The sequence below is a fragment of the Flexivirga sp. genome (assembly GCF_035551235.1).
GTDB lineage: Bacteria > Actinomycetota > Actinomycetes > Actinomycetales > Dermatophilaceae > Flexivirga.
The window spans coordinates 1-19,617 of record NZ_DASZNO010000003.1 but is presented as its reverse complement, the minus strand read 5'-3'; the positions used below and the strand labels follow the sequence as shown (position 1 = coordinate 19,617).

The following is a 19,617-nucleotide window of genomic DNA, read 5'->3' as shown; positions in this document are numbered from 1 at the left end:
TCGTTCAGTGACGTTCTCCTCGCCCGACGCCTGCCGGAACTGATCGTCCGGTGCGTCAGCGCGGCTGGCGCGCCGCGATCTGCCGGTGTATGTCGCTCACGTGCTCGGGTCCGTTGCCCTTCTGCAGGTTGTCCAGGTTGACCTGGCCACCGAGCGCGAGGATCGGCTCGAAGTAGTAGACCTCGTCCGTGGCGAGGTCGCCCTGTGCGTCACGGGCAGCCTTGTGCAGGTCACGCAGGTCGGCCAGGTGCGACGTCGAGCCGGTCAGGTGCTCGGTGAAGAACGCCGTGCCGTCCTCCGAGACGATCGCGTTGTGCTGGAAGTGCGGGTCGAGGCACTGGATGCGGTCCCGGCCACCGACGCGGTCGAAGTGGTAGATGTGCCCGAAGCTGGTCACCGCGAACGGCACGCTGGTCACGCCGGACCCGAACCACGTCTGCAACACCGGCATCCAGGTGCCCGGGTCGACGAGCGCGACACGTCCCCCGCCATACCAACCAAGACCGTGGGTGCGCCACAACTGGATCAACGCCGGTGGAAGCTGCCCCTCGCCATAGGTGATGAACTCCTCGTCCGGGACACGTGTGCCGGCGTCCGGCGGGAAGGTGTCGATGAACGGCTGCACCGTAGTGGTGTCGGGCATTACTCACTCCCCAGTGATCCGGTGTTCCTGATTCGTAACCCGACGTTAGCGCCCGTTGGCGCCAACATGCGGTATTGCCCCGACGTGCCGTCGCTCACGCCCCACCCCCATCGGGTATGTCGGCGCTGCCCTCGCGGTAGATCTTGGCGCCCACGATCAGGCCGTCACGCACCGTGTAAAAGCCGGCGATCGGCGCCCGCACGGGCCGGCCGTCGATCGTCATGTCCTCGACGAGTTCGGCAGCCACCACGCCGTGGCCACCGACGACACGCACTATCCCCAGCCGCGGAGCTATCGCCGCGAACGCACCGGTGAACAGCTCTTCCAGCTCTGTACGCCCCGCACACCGGTAATGCCCGGTCACCCACTCGGCGTCCTCGGTGAAGCCGTCCAACAGCCCCCGCACGTCGCGGTCGTTGAACGCAGCCACGTGTGCTTCCAACACGGCCCTCGCATCGTCGGTTGCCATGCCTGCACCCTAAGCAGCCGAAATCCTGCTGATGTACTCCGTGCTCCGACCCGACATGTACGGCGAGACGACCACTGACCGTTGCAGTACTTCTCGGTAACATCTCGCAGGTCGCACGCACGCACACACGCGTGGAAGTGTGCGAAGGTTCGGTCGACCCGCAAAGGAGACCACTGAGATGAGCCTCGGTTGGCGTACACGCGACCTCCTCGGTCGCGGACTGCCCATGCCCGCCCCTCCTCAGGAGGCGGACGAGCTGATCCATGACCAGTCGTTCGCCGACCGGCTGAGCGCGGCCGCGGCGCAGGAGGGTCGGCCGGTGGCGGACGTCCGCGCCGAGGCGGCGGACTATCTGCAGGAGATGGCCGCGAGCCACGGGGCGTTCACGACGAAGAACTGGAGCCGCGTCGGCGACTGGTTCCTCCGGGCGTATGACGTCCTGGTCGACGAGGACCAGATGGCGAAGCTGAAGAAGCTGGACCGCACCAACAGTCTCGCGCTCGCCTTCAGCCACCGCTCCTATCTCGACGGGGTCGCCGTGCCGAACGTGCTGCGTGCCCGGCGATTCAGTCCGACCTTCACCTTCGGCGGCGCGAACCTCGACCTGCCGATCCTGGGTCAGGTCGTCGCCCGCAGCGGCATGGTCTTCATCCGCCGGTCCACCGGCGATCTGCCGATCTACCGGATGACGCTGAAGGCCTACGTCCGACAGCTGGTCAAGAACAAGCGCAACCTCGCGTGGTCCATCGAGGGCGGGCGGACCCGCACCGGCAAGCTGCGACCGCCCGTGCACGGCATCCTGAAATACATCGTCAATGCGGTCGAGGGAGCCGACGGGATCGACGCGCAGGTCGTGCCGGTGTCGATCGTCTACGACCAATTGCACGAGGTGGCCGGTATGACGGCCGAGGCGACCGGCGGTCGCAAGAAGCCGGAGAGTCTCGGCTTCGTGGTGCGGTTCGCCGCCCTGCAACGCGCCCGGATGGGCCGCGCCTACCTGACCGTCGGTGAGCCGTTCCCGTTGCGTGAACGACTCGAGGCGTTGCATGCGGACGGCCTGACGACTCCCCAGGCGGTCGAGCGGATCGCCCTCGACATCAGTCACCGGCTCAACCGGGCCACACCGGTCACCGTGACCGCGATCGTCTGCCTGGCGCTGCTCGGGGAGGACCGGGCGCTCAACCTCGACGAGGTGCTGGAGACGGTGCAACCGCTCGCGTCATACATCGAGGCCCGGCGCTGGCCGGTGGCCGGTGCCGCGAACTTGCAGGACCGGTCGACGGTGCGCAGGGCGTTGCAGGACCTCGCCATGGGCGGGGTGCTCACCGCCTACGACCGGGGCACCGAGCCGGTATGGCGGATCAGCCCCGACCAGCACCTGGTCGCCGCGTTCTATCGCAACACCGTCATCCACATCCTGGTGGACCGCGCCATTCTGGAACTGGCGATGCTCACCGTCTCCGAACTCGACCCGGACACCGAGCTTCCCGAGGGCGGCCTGCTGCGGGTCGGCTGGGAGGAGGCCAAGCGGCTGCGCGACCTGTTGAAGTTCGAGTTCTTCTTCCCCGGCCGGGACCAGTTCGAGCAGGACCTGCGCGGGGAGCTGCGCATCACGGCCGGTGAGGAGATCGACGCCATCGACCCGGACGCCGCCGCACGCATGCTGGCTTCTGCCAGGCCGCATGTCGCGCATCTGGTGTTGCGGCCGTTCCTCGACGCCTACCTGGTGCTGGCCGACCGGCTCGCCGAGCAGGGTGATGCAGCCGTTGACGAGAACGACCTGCTGCAGGAGACGCTGGCGGTGGGCAAACAATGGGCACTGCAGCGACGGATCGCCTCGGCGGAGTCGGTGTCGCTCGAGCTCTACAAGACCGCGCTCGCCCTCGCGCGTCACCGTGGCCTGCTGGAGGCCGGTGACGACGTGGCCGCCCGGCGGCAGGCGTTCGCCGCCGAGATCGCCGACTCGGTGCGCCGGGTCGCACTGATCAGCCAGTTGGCCGGGCAGGACGGCGGCGTCAATCTGCCCAACCATCTCGAGCGGAGCGAGCTACAACCATGAGCGACCTGTCCCAGCCGGTCCAGGACGCGATCGAGCGGATCGCCTCCGGCCCACACGGTCCGCAGGTCGGAGCATTCTTCGACCTGGACGGCACGCTGGTCGCCGGTTACACCGGCACCACGTTCTTCGGTGAACAGGTGCGCAAGCGCGAGATCACGCCGATCGATCTACTGCGCAGCATCGTCGACGTCGTCGACGGCGAAGTCCTCGGTGGGGACCCGACGAAGATCTCGCAGCGGTTCTTCGCGTCGCTGCGTGGTCAGTCCGAGGAGGCCTACGTCGCCGCCGGTGAACGCCTGTTCCTGCGCAAGATCGCCGGAACGATCCGAGCCGAGTCCCGCGCGCTCGTTCGAGCGCACTTGGCAGCGGGCCACACGGTGGCGGTCGCCTCGGCTGCGACGCCATACCAAATCGCCCCGATTGCAAGGGAACTCGGCATCGAGCACCTCGTCTGCACCCGGCTCGCCGTCGAGGACGGTGTCTTCACCGGGGAGACCGAGGGGCCGATGTTGTGGGGCCGTCACAAGGCCGCGGCGGTGCGCGCCTTCGCCAAGCAGCACGCACTCAAGCTGCCGCAGTCCTACGCCTACGGCAACGGATATGAGGACGTCGCGTTCCTGTCGTCGGTCGGCTCACCGGTCGCGCTCAACCCACACCGTGGGCTGCAGGCGGCCGCGGAGCGCCTCGGCTGGCCGATCCTGAACCTGCGCGACCCGGCCAAGGGATCCCTCACGTCGATCGCCCGGACGGCGGCCGCCCTCGGCGGGCTGAACGCCGCGGCGTCGACGGGTATGGCGATCAGCCTGCTCAGCCGAGACCGCCAGCGCGGGCTCAGTACGACCACCGGGCTGATCAACGGACTACCGCTGGCCCTGGCCGGTGTCTCGCTCAACGTGCTCGACGAGGAGCGGCTGTGGTCGCACCGCCCGGCGGTCTTCGTCGCCAACCACCAGAGCTCGCTGGACCCGGTCGTCCTGGGTGCGCTGCTCAAGCGGGATTTCACCGTGGTCGCCAAGAAGGAGGCCCGGCTCGACCCGCGCGCGCTCGCCGGCAGCCTCCTGCTTGACCCGGTCTACATCGACCGGTCCAACTCGGCGGAGGCTCGCGCGGCGCTGGAGCCGGTCATCGAGCGCATCCGCTCCGGTACCTCGCTGATGATCTTCCCGGAGGGGACCCGGTCGGCCACGGGCGCACTCGGCCGCTTCAAGAAGGGCGCCTTCCACATGGCGGTCCGGGCGGGCGTGCCGATCGTGCCGATCGTGCTGCGCAACACCGGTGAACTGCTCGGCAAACATTCGTTCGTACTCAAACCGGGACGCATCGACGTCGCGGTGCTGCCACCCGAGACCGACTGGACGCTGAAGACGATGGATCGGCGAATCACCAAGCTGCACAAGACATTCGAGCAGACCCTTGCGAACTGGCCGGGGCAGGAGGACTGATGGCGAGCGGTCACATCGACGACCGGACCGACCGCGAGCGCTGGGCTGCGGCGGCCGCCTGGTCACACCGCCCGACGTTGGATCCGGTGGAGACCATCCTGTGGCGATCCGAGCGGCACCCCGCCATGTCGGCGACCAACTGCGTGGTGATCCTGCTCGACGAGGAGCCGGACTGGGAGCGTTTCCACGCCGCCTACGAATGGGGCACGGCGCTGGTCCGCCGGTTGCGCCAACGGGTCATGGAGCCGGTCGTGCCGACGACCCGCCCGGCCTGGGTCGATGACGACGACTTCGACATCGACCGGCACGTGCATCGCCGCGACCTCGGCGGCGACGGTCGGACCGAGGACGTCATACAGGCAGCCGAGTCGATCGCGCTGGCGCCGATCGACCGCCACCGACCACTGTGGGACGCCACGCTGTTCACCGGGCTGGCCGACGGGAGCGCGGCGTGCGTGCTGCGGGTCCATCACACCTTCGCCGACACTCCCGGCACCGTGCAGCTGCTGTCGATGCTGCTGTCACGCACCCGGGAGCACACCCCGGACAAGCCGACCGCCTCGACCGATCGGCCGCAACCGACGCCGAGCGACCCGGTCAGCCTGAGTGCACTCGGCAGCATCGGCGGCCTGGTCGCTGCCCCGCGCCGCGCCCTCACCGTCGCCGGCCGTGGGCTGGCCGCCATCCGTGATCCGTTGGGCGCCGTGTCCGAGGGCATGCGGTATGCCGCATCGGTCCGTCGCCTGACTGCCGCAGCGCCGGCGCTGCCCTCACCGCTGCTCGCCGACCGAGAGGGCACGGACTGGCAATTCCTCACGCTGACAACGCCGCTCGCGGGTCTGACCACGTCGGCCCGCGCCGTCGGTGGCTCGCTGCAGGACGTGTTCATCGCGGCAGTTCTGGGCGGGCTACGGCGCTACCACCAGGAGCACGGCGTCGAACTCGAGGACCTGTCGATGAGCGTCCGTGTCTCGCTCAACCGCGCAGAGGACCCGAGCAGCGGCAATCGCTTCGCCGGGGCGTTGATCGCGGCGCCGATCGGCATCGCCGACCCAGCCGACCGGATCGCCGCCGTACGTGGCGAGGTGTTGTCCCTGCACACCGAAGAGGCGTTGGACGCGTTGCGTGCCGCTGCGCCGGTGACCGATGTCCTGCCGTCGCAGGTGCTCGTCGCGCTGCAGCGGTCCGGGGCAGTCGCCGACGCGTCGGTGGCCGTCAATTCCGGGCCCACCCGGACGTCATACATGGCGGGTGCTCAGGTGACCGGCATCTTCGCCTTCGGCCCCCTGCCCGGCGTGGCGATCTCGGCGTCCCTGCTCAGCTGCGTCGACACCGCGTGCATCGCGGTCAACGTCGACGGGCGGGCGGTCAAGGACCTGCCGTTGCTGCGCCGTTGCCTGCAGGAGGGTTTGTCCGAGACGCTCGTCCCGGCGGACGAGTAGCCCGGCCGCTGACGACAGCGCGGACGGGTCGACCTGCTCATGTACTCCCTGCTACGACCTCGCGAATGACGGCTTTCTCGCCGAGTGACGGTCTGATCGCGCCGTCACTCGGCGAAGAAGCCGTCACTCGGCAGAATGGCTGCGACGAGGAAGGTGAAACCGATTGGTCACTCCGCGCGCGCGGATGGGATCATGTGCGGCATGACTGACGCCGCCGATCAGAAGACCCCTCGGATCCCCGACAAGCCGACCGTGGACGGCTTGGAGGACAAGTGGGCTGCTGTATGGCGGGAGCAGGACACCTACAAGTTCGACCGCGAGCGCGCACTGTCACTCCCCCGCGACCAGGTGTTCTCGATCGACACGCCGCCGCCGACCGCGAGCGGCAGCCTGCACGTGGGCCACGTGTTCGGTTACACCCACACCGACGTGGTGGCGCGTTACCAGCGCATGCGCGGCAAGGAAGTGTTCTACCCGCTGGGCTGGGACGACAACGGCCTGCCCACCGAGCGGCGCGTGCAGAACTACTACGGCGTGCGCGGCGACCACTCCGCGGCATACGACCCCGACTTCACGCCCCCGCTGCGCGGTGCCGAGGGCAAGTCGGTCAAGGCGGCCGACCAGGTGCCGATCAGCCGCGCCAACTTCATCCCGCTGTGCGATGAGCTGACGACCGAGGACGAGAAGGCCTTCGAGTCGCTCTTCCGCCGGCTCGGTGTGTCGGTCGACTGGGGTCAGACCTACCGCACGATCGACGACCGCTCGCGTGCCGTGGCGCAGGAAGCGTTCCTGCACAACCTGGAGCGCGGCCAGGCCTACCAGGCCGAGGCCCCGGGCCTGTGGGACGTGACCTTCCAGTCAGCCGTCGCCCAGGCCGAGCTCGAGGCCCGCGACTACCCCGGCGCCTTCCACCGGGTGGCGTTCCACCACGGCGACGAGAAGGTCCACATCGAGACCACGCGACCGGAGCTGATCCCGGCCTGTGTCGCGCTGATCGCCCACCCCGACGACGAGCGCTACCAGGCGCTCTTCGGATCCACTGTGACCTCACCGCTTTTCGGCGTCGAGATCCCCGTGGTGGCCCATCACCTGGCCGAGCCCGACAAGGGCGCCGGCATCGCGATGTGCTGCACCTTCGGTGACCTCACCGACGTGACCTGGTGGCGCGAGCTGCAGCTGCCGACCCGCTCGATCATCACCCGCAACGGCCGGCTGCAGGGCGAGACGCCGGCATGGATCGCCGGCGGCCCCGGTGAGCAGTTGTATGCCGAGGGCCTGGCCACCAAGACCGTGCACTCGGCCCGGGTCGCGATCGTCGATGCGCTGCGCGAGTCCGGCGACCTGGACGGCGAGCCGAAGCCGACCCAGCGCAAGGCGAACTTCTTCGAGAAGGGCGACAAGCCGCTGGAGATCGTGACCAGCCGCCAGTGGTACCTCACCAACGGCGGCCGCGACGCCGACCTGCGCAAGGCACTCGTCGCGCGCGGCGAGCAGATCGACTTCCACCCGTCGTTCATGCGTAGCCGCTATGCCAACTGGGTCGACGGCCTCAACGGCGACTGGCTGATCAGCCGCCAGCGCTTCTTCGGGGTGCCGTTCCCCGTCTGGTATCCCCTCGACGCCGACGGTGAGCCCGACCACGAGCACCCGATCCCGGCCGCGCCCGAGACGCTGCCGATGGACCCCGCGACCGATGTGCCTCCGGGCTACACCGCCGAACAGCGAGGCGTGCCAGGCGGATTCGTCGGCGACCCGGACATCATGGACACCTGGGCGACGTCATCGCTCTCCCCGCAGATCGCCACGGGTTGGCCGGTGGCCGGCAATGCCGGTGGACGCAACGACGCCGAGCTCTTCGCCAAGATCTTCCCGATGGACATGCGCCCGCAGGGCCACGACATCATCCGCACCTGGCTCTTCGCGACCGTGGTGCGCAGCCACTTCGAGCACGACACCGTGCCGTGGACCGACGCCGCGATCAACGGCTGGATCCTCGACCCGGACCGCAAGAAGATGTCCAAGTCCAAGGGCAATGCCGTCACCCCGGAGGACGTGCTGACCCAGCACAGCGCCGACGCGGTGCGCTACTGGGCCGCCTCGGGACGCCTCGGCATGGACGCGGCATACGACGAGAGCCAGATGAAGGTCGGCCGTCGGCTGGCGATGAAGCTGCTCAACGCCAGCAAGTTCGCGCTCGGCATGGGTGAAGTGGAGGGCGACCTCGCCGCTGCGGTCACCGATCCGCTCGACCTGGCGTTGCTCGCCGGGCTGCACACCCTGGTGGAGCAGGCGACCAAGTACTTCGAGTCGTGGGACTACACGCGCAGCCTGGAGCTGACCGAGGCGTTCTTCTGGACCTTCTGCGACGACTACATCGAGCTGATCAAGGACCGTGCGTATGGCGGTCAGGGCGACGCCGCCGCAGCGAGCGCCCGCGCGACGTTGCGGATCGCGCTCGACGTCCAATTGCGTTTGTTCGCACCGTTCCTGCCCTACTCGACCGAAGAGGTCTGGTCCTGGTGGCACGAGGACTCGGTGCACCACGCGTCGTGGCCGGTGACGGACGAGTGCGGGCCGGCGACCGGCGATCCGGCGGCGCTGCGGGCGGTCGGCGAGGCACTGGCCGGCATACGCAAGGCGAAGTCCGACGCCAAGCTCGGCATGCGCGCCGAGGTGACCGCGTTGACCCTCGCGGCACCGGCGGACACCCAGGAGTTGGTGCGTGCGTCCGAGGGCGACCTGCGGGCAGCGGGCAAGCTCACCGGGTCCCTGGAGTATGCCGACGGCGACTCCCTCGAGATCCGCGACGCGCAACTGGTCCCGCCGCCACCGCGCAAGAAGTGAGTCCCGCCCGGGCACACTGAACCGCCTCAGGCCGCGCGGAAATCACGCCCGGCCGCGGACTACTCGTAACGAAAGGGTTGCGTTCGAGCGCGCCTCGGACGATCGAGTCCTACGTTGGAGCGGTGAGTTCTGGGGAGGACCAACCGCCGAAGGGGCGGGACCGTCGCCTGCTGCTCGTCGCAGCAGGCACGGCCCTGTCCCTCATGGTGCTGATCGTCATCACCACGGCGCGGAACACACCGATCCTGCACGCTCCGGATCGCAACCCCAACATTCACATCAGGTACGGCACCTACACCCCGCCAACCCCTCCGGGCGGCACCGGGAGCTACCCGACTCGACCGTCCAGTGAGCACAGCGCGAGTGCCCTCGGCACAGTTCTGACCGACATCATCCTGGGCATACTCCTACTCGGCGTGCTGTGGGTGCTGGCCGCCATCGTCGTCTCCCTGATCCGCCGGTGGCAGCACCGGCGTCACGTCCAGCACGCGGGTCCGTTACCCGATGTCGACGACGCGGTGCTCGATGCCGTCACGGAAGCGACGCACCGGCAGCGGCAGCGGCTGCACGAGGGCACGCCGTCGAACGCGATCATCGCCTGCTGGGTCGATCTCGAGCAGTCGGTCGCCGCGGCCGGTGTCCGCCGACGCCCCAGTGAGACCTCGGCCGAGTTGACCATCCGGGTGCTGGACGCACTGGACATCGATCGTCCTTCCCTCCGGAAGCTCGGCGCGCTCTACCGGGAGGCTCGCTACTCCCAGCACCCGGTGTCGGAGACCGACCGTGCGGCCGCACTCACGGCGTTGCACACCCTGCAGCGCTCGCTGCCCACCGCCCAGGAGCGGGTATGACGTCACCGCACGACGACCCCGTGGAGGGGCGGCAACGCCAATGGATGCGGCGGGTCGCGATCGTCGTGGCCTGGTGGCTCGGGCTGTGGGTCGTCACCTCGTGGCTGCAGTTTCGTCCCGACCCACTCGGCCTGTTGGCCGCGGTCGGCGCCTTCTTCGCGATCTGCTGGTGGGCGGGTGACCGCCGGGACCAGTGGGATCCCACCGAGTGGGAGGGCGACCCGATCGGGCGACGGATGCGCACCAGCCCGGATTCCCGCATCAGCTACTTGCGGCGGCTGATCGACGACGCCGCCGTCAGCAAGGACAACGGCGCGCCCAACGCCAGCGCCGCAGGACTTCAAGGCATCCTGCGTGATGTCTCGCTGGACCGTCTGCGGATGCGCGCCGCGGAGAGCGGCGCGGCGCATGTCCCGGGCGACGCCGAGCTGCTCGCCGGCACCGATCCCGTGCTGGCCGATTTCCTCTCCGCCCAACCGGCTCCGCCGGCCAGCCGACAGACCGTGACCGACATCATCAACCGCATCGAGGCACTGTGACCGAGCAATCCACCGCCATACCGACGATCGCCGAGACCACCCAGCGTGCAGAGCAGATCCTGGACAGCATCGAGCTGGCCGTCGTCGGCAAGCGCCGCGCGCTCGAGCTCCTGCTGGCGACCGTCCTCGCCGGCGGTCACGTGCTGCTGGAGGACAACCCCGGTCTGGGCAAGACGCTCGCGGCCCGGTCGCTGGCGCAGACCCTCGGGCTGGACTTCGCACGGGCGCAGTTCACCCCGGACCTGCTACCGGCCGACCTGACCGGATCCTTCATCTTCGACCAACGGAATGCGACCTTCGACTTCCGCAAGGGACCGCTCTTCACCGGCCTGCTGCTGGCCGACGAGATCAACCGGACACCGCCCAAGACGCAGGCAGCGCTGCTGGAGGCGATGCAGGAGCGCCAGATCACCGTCGAAGGACAGACCTTCCACCTGCCCCATCCCTTCCACGTCATCGCGACCGCGAATCCGGTTGAGTACGAAGGCACCTACCCGCTCCCCGAGGCACAACTGGATCGCTTCCTCGCCCGGGTCAGCTTCGGCTACCCCACCGAGGAGGAGGAGATCGACGTGCTGCAGCGACGCATGCAACGCCAGCAGGAGGACATCTCCCTCAACCCGGTCACCGATGCGGCCGGGTTGCTCGGGATGCAGGCTGCGATCGAGCGACTCCAGGTGGAGGACTCGGTCGTGGACTATTGCGTGCGCCTGGCAGCCGCGACCCGCGACCACGCTCAGGTGCTCATCGGTGCCTCTCCCCGTGGCTCGCTCGCGCTGCTCCTGGTCGGCCGTGCTCTCGCGGTGGTCCGAGGCCGCGACTTCGTCACCCCCGAGGACATCAAAACCGTTGCGCTGGCGGTGCTTTCGCACCGCGTCACGATCAAACCGGAGCTCTGGATGAGCGGGGTGACCGCCTCCTCCGTCGTGCGCGGTCTCCTCGGCACCGTGCCGGCGCCGGCGACGGCGAAGGACTGATCGCTGCGATGGCATCGCGCACGGTTCGCCCGCAGACCGATCCCGGGTGGCACATCACCCCGGTGTTCCTGCGTGCTGCCACGCTGGCCGCGGTCCTGCTCGGCGCCGCCGTCGTCTTCGGCCGGTCGGACCTGGTCGTGCTCGGCACACCCCTGCTGATCGTGACGGTATGGAGCCTGGCGACGCGCCCTCGCGCCATACCGACGATCAGTGGCACGGTGTCGGCGACCTCACCGCTGGAAGGCAGCACGGAGGCCTGGACGCTGCGCATCGACTGCACCGACGCCGAGCAGTTCGCCGCGTATGTCGGTGACCGACGCATGCTCACGATGACCCCGGAGTCCGGAGCGGTCGCCGGCACCCTCGACGACGGACACGTCACCACCACGCTGCGGTGGCGCCCGCAGCGATGGGGCACCCGGGAGATCCTCGGCACGCGCATCGCGGTGTTCGGCCCGTGGGGCGGCTACCGCTACGGCACGGTGCGGGTGCCCGCGGTCCGGGTCACCACCCGACCGGACACGGCGGCCTTCGACAGCGAGCGCGCGCTGCCGCACCCCCAGGGCCTGATCGGTGTCAACCGCAGCAACACCAAGGCCGAGGGCACCGAGTTCGCCGACATCCGTCAGTTCCAGACCGGCGATCGGCTGCGCCGGATCCACTGGCCGGTCTCGGCCCGCACCGGCACACTGCACGTGCGGACCTCGTTCGCCGAGCAGGACACCGAGGTCCTCGTGGTGCTCGATGCCTCCGCCGACTTCACCGCCTCCGATGCCGAGCCCGAGCACGCCAGCTCGCTGGACCTCGGCGTGCGGGCATCCGCGGGCGTGGCGACGCACTTCCTCGGCCGTGGCGACCGGGTCGGCCTCGAAGTGGTCGGCGGGATGCAACCCGTGCGCGTGCCCATGGGCATGGGCACGCTGCACAGCCGCCGGGTCGTCGACTGCCTTGCCGGCATCGAGCGCGGCGTCGGCACCGGTTTCCGCACGGCATCCGTCCGCACCCGTATTCGTCCCGGCGGTGTGCTGCTGCTGGTCAGTCCCCTGCTCAGCCCGATGCCGCTCACGCTGGCCGCGAAGCTGGCGCAGCGCGGTATGACGGTCCTGGTCATCGACTGCTTGCCCGGCGAGTTGCCGACCGCCGACGCCGGCATGGCACTCGCCACTCACCTGCGGTTGCTGGAGCGGGACCGTGAGATCCGCGCCATCCAACGGCTCGGCGTGCCGGTCACGGCGTGGCGTGGCCCGGGCAGCCTCGATCCCGCACTGTCCCGCCTGTCCGCCCGACCGCAACCACGGGTGGTGCGGCGATGAACCTCCTCCCCCGCATGGAGCGGATCGTCCAGCTGCACCGGGACCGCGTGAACGCCATGGCGACCGCGCTGCTCGCAGCGTTCCTGCTGCTGGTCATCACCGACGTCGCCGGCACGATGTCGTGGTACGGCCTCGCTGCGACGCTGGTCGCCGGCCTGGTCGTCCTCGGCAACAGCGACAGCTTCTCGGGGCTGTTGCTGCTTGCCGCGATGGTCCTGCAGTGGCTCACCAGCGGGATGGACGCCGGGTCGTGGTGGGTGATCCCGGCGGCGTGGCTGCTGCTGGTCGCGCACGTGGCGGTCGCGCTGGTTGCCAGTGGACCGGATCAGGCACCGATCCCTCGCGCCATACTCGCTGTCTGGGTGCCCCGCACCATCCTGGTCGGCCTCGCGACGACGCTCGTCGCCGCCCTCACGCTGCTCATCGAGCCGACGAACAACGAGCTCATGCCGTATGGCGCCACGGCCGCCCTCCTCGCGCTCATCGTCGCGGTCCTGGTGATGATCCGCCTCACCGGCGACGAGGACAAGGAGACGCCCGGCACCGATCGATGATCGGTGCCGGGCGTCTCCGACGTTGCGTCGGATCCCGTCAGGCGGATTCCTTGCGCTGCGTGCGCTTGCGGGTGGGTGGGGCTTCGCGCCGCACGATCGTCGGGTTGACGTTGTCGAGCACGACTTCCCGGGTGATCACCACGCGGGCGATGTCGTCGTCGCTGGGGACGTCGAACATCACCGGCAGCAGCACCTCTTCGAGGATCGCCCGCAGCCCGCGAGCACCGGTGCCGCGTAACATCGCCTGCTCGGCGACGGCCTCGACGGCGTCCTTGGTGAACTCGAGCTCGACGTTGTCGATGTCGAACATCTTCTCGTACTGCTTGACCAGGGCGTTGCGCGGCTCGGTCAGGATCGAGACCAGGCCCTCGCGGTCCAGCGGCTCGACGGAGGTGATGACCGGCAGGCGGCCGATGAACTCCGGGATCAGCCCGAACTTCATCAGGTCCTCCGGCAGCACGTCGGAGAAGCCGGTCATCGGGTCCTTGGCGGTCTTCAGGTCGGAACCGAAGCCGAGCCCCTGACGGCCGGTGCGCCCCTCGATGATCTTCTCCAGACCGGCGAACGCGCCACCCACGATGAAGAGCACGTTGGTCGTGTCGATCTGGATGAACTCCTGGTGCGGGTGCTTGCGTCCACCCTGCGGCGGCACACTCGCGGTGGTGCCCTCAAGGATCTTCAGCAGCGCCTGCTGCACACCCTCACCGGACACGTCACGAGTGATCGACGGGTTCTCGCTCTTGCGCGCCACCTTGTCGATCTCGTCGATGTAGATGATGCCGGTCTCGGCCTTCTTGACGTCGAAGTCGGCGGCCTGGATCAGTTTGAGCAGGATGTTCTCGACGTCCTCGCCGACATACCCGGCCTCCGTGAGCGCGGTGGCATCGGCGATCGCGAACGGCACGTTGAGCATCCGGGCCAGCGTCTGCGCGAGGTAGGTCTTGCCGCAGCCGGTCGGGCCGATGAGCAGGATGTTGGACTTGGAGATCTCGACCGGCGGCCCGTCCTTCTTGGTCGCCGCGGGCTGGTCGGCGGCCTGGATCCGCTTGTAGTGGTTGTAGACGGCCACGGACAACGCGCGCTTGGCGTCGCTCTGGCCGATGACGTACTGCTCGAGGAAGTCGAAGATCTCGCGCGGCTTGGGCAGCTGCTCCAGGCCGAGCTCGGAGGTCTCGGCGAGCTCCTCCTCGATGATCTCGTTGCACAGGTCGATGCACTCGTCGCAGATGTAGACGCCTGGTCCGGCGATGAGCTTCTTGACCTGCTTCTGGCTCTTACCGCAGAAAGAGCACTTCAGCAGGTCGCCGCCTTCTCCGATGCGTGCCACGTGCCCTCCAGTCGTGTGCCGTGCCCGTATGTCGTGGTCACCCGCGTCGCGGGTCCCGATCAGTTCGTCCGGCCGACGCTACCGCGCGCCGACCGTCGCAGGTTCCATTGAAACCCGGTGTTGCGCAACAAGTCACGCCTGTCCGCTGACAGCGGAATCGGCAGCCGAAGGTGTGCGGCAACGACTCGTAATCGTCCCGCCCCGGCACTCGTTATTGACTGACTAGCCACTCTTTTATTACGGTGAGGGCATGGCGAGACCCAGAAGCGAAACACGACGCGCGGCGATCCTGACGGCGGCCGCCTCCGTCATCGCAACGGAGGGACTGACTGCGCCGACGGCGGCCATCGCGAAGCAGGCCGGGGTGTCCAACGGCTCGCTGTTCCTCTACTTCGACACGAAGACGACCCTCTTCAACGAGCTGTATGTCGCGCTCAAGACGGAGATGGGCGAGGCGGCCGTGGAGGGACTTCCCGAGACCGGAGATGCGCGAAAACGCTTGCGGCACTTGTGGACCCGGTGGCTGCGTTGGGCAACGAGCAACCCGGAGAAGCGGCGTGCGCTCGCCCAGCTCGAGGTCGCCGACGAGGTCACCGCCGAGAGCCACCGGCTCGTTCGCGACACGCAGCGCGACATGGCCGAGCTCCTGGAGACCTGCCGCGAAGGCGGACCCGTTCAGGACGTTCCGCTGTCGTTCGTCCTCATCCTGACCGGCGCGATCGCCGACGCCACGATGGACGCCATGATCCGCGAGCCGGGGAACGCCGACTCGCACAGCGCCACCGCGTTCGAGGCCGTATGGCGCGTGATCGCCGGACCCACCGCGCACTGAGACCCCCGCCGCCACCCACCACGAAGGAGCCACCCATGTCCGCTTCCGCTGCCCGCCCCGACACGTCCACCACGGCCTGGATCGTCACCGGGCCCACCTCCGGGATCGGTCACCGCACTGCACTCGAACTCGCCCAGCGCGGCATCGTCGTCCTGGTCGGACGCAGCCCCGACAAGCTGGATGCCGTGCAGCAGGAGATCGCCGCCAGGGGCGGTCGGGCCGTCCCGGTCATGGCCGACCTGTCCGACATCACCAGCGCCCGCCGGGCGGCCACCCTGATCACCGAGCTCGACCTGCCGATCGGTGGCGTCCTGAACAACGCGGGGATCATGCCGCTGCGTGCCTTCACGACGGCACAGGGCTGGGACGGCGCCTTCGCGACGAACCATCTCGGGCCGTTCGCGTTCACCGAGGCGCTCATCCCGAGCCTGCCCGACCGGGCGAACATCGTGTTCGTCTGCTCGGCTGCGGAGGATCCCGACCGCAAGATCGCCGTGCAGGCCGGATTCCGCGGCAGCCGGTACATCTCGGCCGAGGCCAGTGCGCGGGGCGAGTGGCTCCCGGGCGGGTCCACCCATGCCGGCTTCGACGCCTACGCCACCTCCAAGCAGGGCAACCTCGCCACCGTGTTCGCCCTGGCCCGCGAACACCCGCGGCTGCGGTTCCGCGCGGTCGAGCCGGGCGTCACGCCCGGCTCCAACCTCACGCGGGAGATGAGCGCCCCGATGCGCGCGTTCAGCAGGATGGTGTCGCCGTTCGCGCCGCTGATCCCGCACTACAGCACCCCCAAGCGTGCCGCCCGCCTCATCACGCAGGTGCTCACGGATCCGGCGGAGGCCACCGGGACCTATTGCGATGAGAACGGCCGGCCGATGCGCGCCTCGACACAGGTCAGCGAGCCTGACTACAGCGATCGGTACGTCGCCGAGACCCGTGCGCTGCTGGCAACGACTCCCGCGGCCACCCGCTGACGGAAGCAGCAACCCACTGAAAAGCCGAGTGACGGCTCCCTCGGCGAGTGACGGCCGGAACGGACCGTCGGTCGCCGAGGAAGCCGTCACTCGGGATGGTTCTATTACTGGGCGGACGCCTTGCGGCTGCTCAGCACCTGGTCGATGAGGCCGTACTCCTTGGCCTCCTCGGCCGTCAGGATCTTGTCGCGCTCGATGTCCTGCTTGACCTGCTCCGGCGTGCGGCCGGTGTGCTTGGCCCAGGTGTGCTCCAGCCACTCGCGCATCCGGAACACCTCGTTGGCGGTGATCTCCAGGTCGGAGGCGGTGCCGCCGGCGCCCTCCATGGCGGGCTGGTGGATCAGGATGCGCGCGTTGGGCAGCGCGAACCGCTTGCCCGGCGAACCGGCACCCAGCAGCACCGCAGCTGCCGAAGCAGCCTGACCGATGACGAACGTCTGCACGTCGGGCTGGATGTACTGCATGGTGTCGTAGATCGCCGTCAGCGCCGTGAACGAGCCACCCGGGGAGTTGATGTACATCAGGATGTCCCGGTCGGGATCCTGGCTCTCGAGCACGATCAACTGGGCGATGATGTCGTCCGCGGATGCGTCGTCGACCTGCACGCCGAGGAAGATGATGCGGTCCTCGAAGAGCTTGTTGTAGGGGTCCGAGCGCTTCATGCCGTAGGACGTGCGCTCCTCGAACTGAGGCAGGATGTAGCGGCTGCTCGGCTGCGGGGCACTCACCCCGGCAAACGGCGAATTCATGTGTGCTCCAAAGCTGTTGGTCATGAGTTGCTCCGGCTCGGCGCGTCGGTGGACCGCTCGAAGACGTGGTCGACGAAGCCGTACTCGAGGGCTTCCTGTGCCGAGAACCAGCGGTCCCGGTCGGAGTCCTTCTCGATCTGCTCCACCGTCTGGCCGGTGTGCTCGGCGATCAGCTCGGCCATCTGCTTCTTGATGAAGACCAGCTGCTCGGCCTGGATCTTGATGTCCGAGGCCGTGCCGCCGATGCCGCCCGACGGCTGGTGCATCATCACGCGGGCGTGCGGCGTCGCGTAGCGCTTTCCGGGCGTGCCCGCCGACAGCAGGAACTGGCCCATGCTGGCCGCCATACCCATGGCGACCGTCGCAACGTCGTTGGGGATCCAGTTCATGGTGTCGAAGATCGCCATACCCGCGGAGATCGAACCGCCGGGGCTGTTGATGTAGAGCCAGACATCCTTCTCCGGGTCCTCGGCCGCGAGAAGCAACAGCTGCGCGCAGATCGCGTTGGCGTTGTCGTCGCGGACGTCGGAGCCGAGGAAGATGATTCGTTCCTTGAGCAGCCGGTTGTAGATCTGATCGTCCAGGCCCATCTGTCCTTCGGTGGCCATGGACACCTCCTGTGCGTTGCTCACCGCGTCTCCATCGTTCGTTGGTGATGATGTGTCATCTCACTGGACCCTAACGCCCGCACCCCTGAACTAAGTCCCCGGTTCGGACGATGTTCGCCCACGGCGGAATTGTGGCTCGGGCGATGCGTGCGAAACCCCTCCCACGCCCGTTGGCGCGGAAGGGGTTTCATCGTTTTCGTCATACCTGTCCGGTATGCCGGAAGGCTGCTCAGACGGTTGCGTCGTCCTTCGAGCCCTCGGTGTCCTTCGCCTCGTCGGTCGCGTCCTCGGTGGACTCGTCGGTGACGGTCTCGCCCTCGACGTCCTCGCCCTCGCCGTCCTCGTCGAGCGCGCTCAGGTCGACCTCATTGCCGTCGGTGTCGACGACCTTGATCTCGTCGAGCACCGACGCGAGCGCCTTGCGGCGAGCGACCTCACCCATGATCGCCGGCACCTGACCCTGCTGGTCGAGCATCTGCGCGAACTGGTTGGGGTCCATGCCGTACTGCTGCGACGACATGACGATGTACTCGATCAGCTCTTCCTGGGACACTTGGACCTCGTCGCGCTCGACGAGCTTGTCCAGGATCAGCTGGGTCTTGATCGACTTGCGGGTCGACTCGTCGACCTCCGCGCGGTGCTCGTCGTCCTCGAGGCGGTCTTCGTTCTCCAGGTGCTGGTGCACCTCGTCCTCGATGACCTTGTCCGGCAGCGGGAGGTCCAGGGTCTCCAGCAGGTGGTCGAGCGCCTTGTCGCGCGCCTGCACACCCTGCTCGAAACGCTTGCCCTTCTCGACCTGCTCGGTGACGTCGGCGCGCATCTCCTCGAGAGTGTCGTGCTCGGACGCCATCTGCGCGAAGTCGTCATCCAGATCGGGCAGCTGACGCTCCTTGACAGCCTGCACCGTCACGGTCACCTCGGCGTCCTCGCCCTCGTGGTCGCCACCGGCCAGCGGGGCTGAGAAGGTCTTGGTCTCGCCGGCCGACAGCCCGGTCAGGGCGTCGTCCAGGCCCTCGAGCATGTTGCCCGAGCCGATCAGGTAGTTGATGCCGGAGACGTCGTCGATCTCCTCGTCACCGATCGTCGCCTTCAGGTCGATGGTCACCGAGTCGCCGTCGGCGGCCGGGCGCTCGACGCCGGCCAGCGTGCCGAAGCGCTCACGCAGCGCGTCGAACTCCTTGTCGACGTCCTCGTCGGAGACCGTCAGCGGGTCGACCTCGACGGTGATCTGCGAGAAGTCGGGCAGGTCGAACTCCGGGGCGGTGTCCAGCTCGGCGTCGAACTTCAGCGGCTGCTGGTCATCGACGGGCACCTCGGTGACCTCGACCTCCGGCTGGCCCATCGGACGCAGCTCGTTCTCTGCCAGCGCCTGGCTGTAGAAGTTGGGCAGCGCCTCGTTGATCGCTTCCTGCAGCACGGCGGGGCGGCCGATGCGCTGGTCGATGATCCGGGCGGGGACCTTGCCCTTGCGGAATCCGGGCACCTGGATCTGCGAGCCGATGGCCTTGTAGGCCTCGTCGACGCTCGGCTTCAGCTCCTCATAGGGAACCTCCACGGAAAGCTTCACGCGGGTCGGACCCAACTTCTCGACGGCACTCTTCACTGCAAGGACTCCAAAATGGTGGTGGTTCGGCTCCGCCGCACGGAGCCCGTCATCTGCGGCAACATGCACCGCGCTAACTGAACATGCTAGCTGTCGGGGTAGCCGGATTCGAACCGGCGGCCTTCCGCTCCCAAAGCGGACGCGCTACCAAGCTGCGCCATACCCCGTGCTGTGATCAACCAACTTCGCCACGCGCGTGCCGGTTTTGGCGCACATGCGGGCGGGCAGTAGGCTAACGCCTCGGCGAGGGCCACCGCACATCGGTGGTCGCGCCAGCCACGCGGGCGTAGCTCAATGGTAGAGCCTCAGTCTTCCAAACTGATTACGCGAGTTCGATTCTCGTCGCCCGCTCGATACAAGGAGGAGGGCTCCGAGCGCATGCGCTCGGAGCCCT

At 68.3% G+C, this 19,617-nt stretch carries 17 protein-coding genes and 2 tRNA genes; 12 read left to right on the top strand and 7 right to left on the bottom strand.

Annotation, left to right across the window (positions count from 1 at the left end):
* Positions 1–55: 55 nt before the first annotated feature.
* Both VG502_RS00155 and VG502_RS00150 read right to left on the bottom strand, forming a co-directional pair.
* Positions 56–643, bottom strand: coding sequence for a T6SS immunity protein Tdi1 domain-containing protein (locus VG502_RS00155; protein WP_325547569.1), 588 nt, complete (start codon positions 641–643; stop codon positions 56–58).
* 94 nt (positions 644–737) lie between these two features.
* Positions 738–1,112, bottom strand: a complete 375-nt coding sequence (locus VG502_RS00150; protein WP_325547567.1) for a nuclear transport factor 2 family protein — start codon at positions 1,110–1,112, stop codon at positions 738–740.
* Positions 1,113–1,338: 226 nt separating this feature from the next.
* Between VG502_RS00150 and VG502_RS00145 the strand changes: the two genes are divergently transcribed.
* The 9 genes from VG502_RS00145 (at position 1,339) to VG502_RS00105 (ending at position 13,133) form a co-directional block, all read left to right on the top strand.
* Complete coding sequence (locus tag VG502_RS00145; protein ID WP_325547566.1) at positions 1,339–3,171, top strand: lysophospholipid acyltransferase; 1,833 nt, start codon at positions 1,339–1,341, stop codon at positions 3,169–3,171.
* Positions 3,168–4,613 (top strand): HAD-IB family hydrolase, encoded by a 1,446-nt coding sequence (locus VG502_RS00140; RefSeq protein ID WP_325547564.1) that lies wholly within the window; start codon positions 3,168–3,170, stop codon positions 4,611–4,613. Before VG502_RS00145 ends, VG502_RS00140 begins: the two co-directional genes overlap by 4 nt.
* Positions 4,613–6,055 (top strand): wax ester/triacylglycerol synthase domain-containing protein, encoded by a 1,443-nt coding sequence (locus VG502_RS00135; protein WP_325547562.1) that lies wholly within the window; start codon positions 4,613–4,615, stop codon positions 6,053–6,055. Before VG502_RS00140 ends, VG502_RS00135 begins: the two co-directional genes overlap by 1 nt.
* A gap of 201 nt (positions 6,056–6,256) precedes the next feature.
* Positions 6,257–8,899 (top strand): valine--tRNA ligase, encoded by a 2,643-nt coding sequence (gene valS / locus VG502_RS00130; protein ID WP_325547560.1) that lies wholly within the window; start codon positions 6,257–6,259, stop codon positions 8,897–8,899.
* Between the two features lie 122 nt (positions 8,900–9,021).
* Positions 9,022–9,750: a DUF4129 domain-containing protein gene (locus tag VG502_RS00125; RefSeq protein WP_325547558.1), complete on the top strand. Its 729-nt coding sequence runs from the start codon at positions 9,022–9,024 to the stop codon at positions 9,748–9,750.
* Complete coding sequence (locus tag VG502_RS00120) at positions 9,747–10,289, top strand: hypothetical protein (RefSeq protein WP_325547556.1); 543 nt, start codon at positions 9,747–9,749, stop codon at positions 10,287–10,289. The genes VG502_RS00125 and VG502_RS00120 overlap by 4 nt, the downstream gene beginning before the upstream one ends.
* Complete coding sequence (locus VG502_RS00115; RefSeq protein ID WP_325547554.1) at positions 10,286–11,266, top strand: AAA family ATPase; 981 nt, start codon at positions 10,286–10,288, stop codon at positions 11,264–11,266. Before VG502_RS00120 ends, VG502_RS00115 begins: the two co-directional genes overlap by 4 nt.
* Positions 11,267–11,274: 8 nt before the next feature.
* Positions 11,275–12,579: a DUF58 domain-containing protein gene (locus tag VG502_RS00110; RefSeq protein ID WP_325547552.1), complete on the top strand. Its 1,305-nt coding sequence runs from the start codon at positions 11,275–11,277 to the stop codon at positions 12,577–12,579.
* A complete protein-coding gene (locus VG502_RS00105; RefSeq protein WP_325547550.1) occupies positions 12,576–13,133 on the top strand; it encodes a hypothetical protein in 558 nt (185 codons plus the stop codon). The genes VG502_RS00110 and VG502_RS00105 overlap by 4 nt, the downstream gene beginning before the upstream one ends.
* A 37-nt stretch (positions 13,134–13,170) precedes the next feature.
* Here VG502_RS00105 and clpX read toward each other — a convergent pair whose 3' ends face one another.
* Entirely contained in the window at positions 13,171–14,460 is a 1,290-nt protein-coding gene (clpX, locus tag VG502_RS00100; RefSeq protein WP_325547548.1) for an ATP-dependent Clp protease ATP-binding subunit ClpX, read from the bottom strand.
* A 250-nt stretch (positions 14,461–14,710) separates the two neighbouring features.
* Here clpX and VG502_RS00095 point away from each other — a divergent pair, with 250 nt between their 5' ends.
* Together VG502_RS00095 and VG502_RS00090 are read left to right on the top strand one after the other, a co-directional pair.
* Positions 14,711–15,292 carry a TetR/AcrR family transcriptional regulator gene (locus tag VG502_RS00095; protein ID WP_325547546.1) on the top strand — a complete coding sequence of 194 codons (582 nt, stop codon included), beginning with the start codon at positions 14,711–14,713 and terminating at the stop codon, positions 15,290–15,292.
* A gap of 35 nt (positions 15,293–15,327) precedes the next feature.
* Positions 15,328–16,263, top strand: coding sequence for an SDR family NAD(P)-dependent oxidoreductase (locus tag VG502_RS00090; protein ID WP_325547545.1), 936 nt, complete (start codon positions 15,328–15,330; stop codon positions 16,261–16,263).
* Between the two features lie 104 nt (positions 16,264–16,367).
* Here VG502_RS00090 and VG502_RS00085 read toward each other — a convergent pair whose 3' ends face one another.
* The 4 genes from VG502_RS00085 to VG502_RS00070 all read right to left on the bottom strand — a co-directional run bounded on the left by VG502_RS00085 (position 16,368) and on the right by VG502_RS00070 (position 19,390).
* The gene (locus VG502_RS00085; protein ID WP_325547543.1) at positions 16,368–17,012 is read right to left on the bottom strand and encodes an ATP-dependent Clp protease proteolytic subunit; all 645 of its coding nucleotides are present in this window, start codon (positions 17,010–17,012) and stop codon (positions 16,368–16,370) included.
* 20 nt (positions 17,013–17,032) lie between these two features.
* Positions 17,033–17,620 carry an ATP-dependent Clp protease proteolytic subunit gene (locus VG502_RS00080; RefSeq protein ID WP_325547621.1) on the bottom strand — a complete coding sequence of 196 codons (588 nt, stop codon included), beginning with the start codon at positions 17,618–17,620 and terminating at the stop codon, positions 17,033–17,035.
* 229 nt (positions 17,621–17,849) lie between these two features.
* The gene (gene tig / locus VG502_RS00075; RefSeq protein ID WP_414655684.1) at positions 17,850–19,175 is read right to left on the bottom strand and encodes a trigger factor; all 1,326 of its coding nucleotides are present in this window, start codon (positions 19,173–19,175) and stop codon (positions 17,850–17,852) included.
* A 141-nt stretch (positions 19,176–19,316) separates the two neighbouring features.
* Positions 19,317–19,390 (bottom strand) — tRNA-Pro (locus tag VG502_RS00070).
* A 113-nt stretch (positions 19,391–19,503) separates the two neighbouring features.
* On the opposite strand from VG502_RS00070, the gene VG502_RS00065 reads away from it, so the two are divergent.
* Positions 19,504–19,574: transfer RNA gene (locus VG502_RS00065), tRNA-Gly, on the top strand.
* Positions 19,575–19,617 lie beyond the last annotated feature (43 nt).

Bases quoted from the DNA above. Each gene is read 5' to 3' on its own strand.
- VG502_RS00150 (WP_325547567.1), bottom strand. From the start codon at position 1,112: ATGGCAACCGACGATGCGAGGGCCGTGTTGGAAGCACACGTGGCTGCG.
- VG502_RS00120 (WP_325547556.1), top strand. From the start codon at position 9,747: ATGACGTCACCGCACGACGACCCCGTGGAGGGGCGGCAACGCCAATGG.
- VG502_RS00090 (WP_325547545.1), top strand. From the start codon at position 15,328: ATGTCCGCTTCCGCTGCCCGCCCCGACACGTCCACCACGGCCTGGATC.
- VG502_RS00140 (WP_325547564.1), top strand. From the start codon at position 3,168: ATGAGCGACCTGTCCCAGCCGGTCCAGGACGCGATCGAGCGGATCGCC.
- VG502_RS00080 (WP_325547621.1), bottom strand. From the start codon at position 17,620: ATGGCCACCGAAGGACAGATGGGCCTGGACGATCAGATCTACAACCGG.
- VG502_RS00085 (WP_325547543.1), bottom strand. From the start codon at position 17,012: ATGAATTCGCCGTTTGCCGGGGTGAGTGCCCCGCAGCCGAGCAGCCGC.
- valS (WP_325547560.1), top strand. From the start codon at position 6,257: ATGACTGACGCCGCCGATCAGAAGACCCCTCGGATCCCCGACAAGCCG.
- VG502_RS00145 (WP_325547566.1), top strand. From the start codon at position 1,339: ATGCCCGCCCCTCCTCAGGAGGCGGACGAGCTGATCCATGACCAGTCG.
- VG502_RS00135 (WP_325547562.1), top strand. From the start codon at position 4,613: ATGGCGAGCGGTCACATCGACGACCGGACCGACCGCGAGCGCTGGGCT.
- VG502_RS00105 (WP_325547550.1), top strand. From the start codon at position 12,576: ATGAACCTCCTCCCCCGCATGGAGCGGATCGTCCAGCTGCACCGGGAC.
- VG502_RS00110 (WP_325547552.1), top strand. From the start codon at position 11,275: ATGGCATCGCGCACGGTTCGCCCGCAGACCGATCCCGGGTGGCACATC.
- VG502_RS00155 (WP_325547569.1), bottom strand. From the start codon at position 643: ATGCCCGACACCACTACGGTGCAGCCGTTCATCGACACCTTCCCGCCG.
- VG502_RS00095 (WP_325547546.1), top strand. From the start codon at position 14,711: ATGGCGAGACCCAGAAGCGAAACACGACGCGCGGCGATCCTGACGGCG.